The sequence below is a fragment of the Paracoccus sp. S4493 genome, from assembly GCF_000967735.1.
GTDB classification, from domain to species: Bacteria; Pseudomonadota; Alphaproteobacteria; order Rhodobacterales; family Rhodobacteraceae; genus Paracoccus; species Paracoccus marcusii.
The window spans coordinates 1-1653 of the sequence record NZ_JXYF01000366.1 but is presented as its reverse complement, the minus strand read 5'-3'; the positions used below and the strand labels follow the sequence as shown (position 1 = coordinate 1653).

The 1653-nt window shown below is 50.1% G+C and carries 1 protein-coding gene; it reads left to right on the top strand.

Going from position 1 to position 1653, the window contains the following annotated elements; all coding sequences use genetic code 11:
- Nucleotides 1–535 precede the first annotated feature (535 nt).
- Nucleotides 536–1627 (top strand): acyltransferase, encoded by a 1092-nt coding sequence (locus tag TW83_RS17770; RefSeq protein ID WP_045984121.1) that lies wholly within the window; start codon nt 536–538, stop codon nt 1625–1627.
- Nucleotides 1628–1653 lie beyond the last annotated feature (26 nt).

The window sequence follows — 1653 nt, the reverse complement described above, 5'->3', positions numbered from 1 at the left end:
CCACTTGGGGAATGTATGTTGTAATTCCCTATTTTGATACATCCTTATAAAGGCTGCTTACTTACGTAATTAAACTTTAAGTTGATTTATTGTAGTTTTGTAAACTTTTGGTTGTTAATTGCGCAGTTATCGCTCTCTGGAATGTCTTACGGCACAATCCCCTGTTGCCCGGTATCTTGCCCTCCAGGCGGTTGGCATGAGGACCAACCCGCACAAGTGTGGGACCCCAAGCACCACCCCCTCCGATAAGTACTAGCGCTCGTGGTGCACCTTATGTGCGGCACCCTGCACCAAGGCTGCATACCAGCAAGGTCGAGTAGCCTTAGGCGTGCGAACCGTCGGCCAAGTGCGGGCACTGGCCCGTTCGATGAGGTGAGCCGGCGTTGAAAGGTTGCTTGAGCATGTAGCGCATTAAGACAGGTGGCGAGGCATATGCCTCTGCAGTAAGAGCGTTCCCATCGTCGATGAAGCAGCCTTACGCTTGAACTGGTCCACGGACAGCTTAAGCCTGATGCATGGGAACTGCAGAACTATCATGATCCATAAAAATGCGCATTATCCTGCCTTGGATGGCGCACGCGGAATTGCCGCCATTTCAGTATTTCTTTACCATATCAGCGACTATTTCGGCGGCTTGCAGTTTCTTCAAGGATCTTTCCTGGCCGTCGATCTTTTTTTCCTGATGAGTGGATTTGTTATTGCGCTGTCCTATGAAAGATCGCTTATCAGTGGCACTCGATCTTTCAGGTCCTTCGTCTGGGCAAGGGCATTGCGACTGTATCCGCTGTACCTGATGGCATGCGGAATAGGATTCACGTATTTCTTCGTAAAATACCTCACAGGTTCAGATGACGCCCCCAGCATGCTGCAACTGTCGGAGGCCATCCCTGCCACCATTCTTCTTGCCCCTTGGGCTCCTGCGGCAGAATGGGGGTTCACGCCCTATCCCTTCGCGCCCTCTGCGTGGAGCTTGAGCTTCGAATTCTGGTACAACATTCTTTATGCCCTTTTGGCGATCCGACTGGGAACAAAGGTTCTTCTGGGGGTTTCCGCTATTTCCCTCGCCATCCTGATTCACCAATCCCTCCAGTGGGGTAGCATCGACATGGGATGGAGCATTGCCACAATGCTGGGCGGTTCGGCACGTTTCTGGTTTTCCTTCAGCGTCGGCATCCTGATCTTTCGGCATCAGGTAAAAAACATGAGCAGCAACAAGGCTTTTCTCTCTTTGTCCATGCTCTGCTTTGCGTTTGTTGCCATTCCAAGAGATGCGCTTTGGTTGGGGATACTCTGGATTGCTGCAGTTTTTCCAATGGCACTTGTCTTTGGTGGCGCCTATCAAATCAAGGGACTGTCATCCAAGCTATGCAACCATCTTGGACGTCTGTCTTATGCAATATATATTCTCCATGCCCCGATCGTTCTTTTTCAAACCGGGGTATTCAAGGTATTTATGGGAGACCGATGGGCTGATCATAAATCTCTCATCGGAATTTCGATAATCGCAAGTGTTCTGTTGCTGTCCTGGATATGCACTTATTACATTGATGAGCCTCTCAGGAAATATCTCAAGAAGCGGCCGGTCAAGCGCTCTGACAGTACGATTCCTCCTGTGCTGCCGGTTTGATGCTTAATAAGCCCACATTCCCCAAG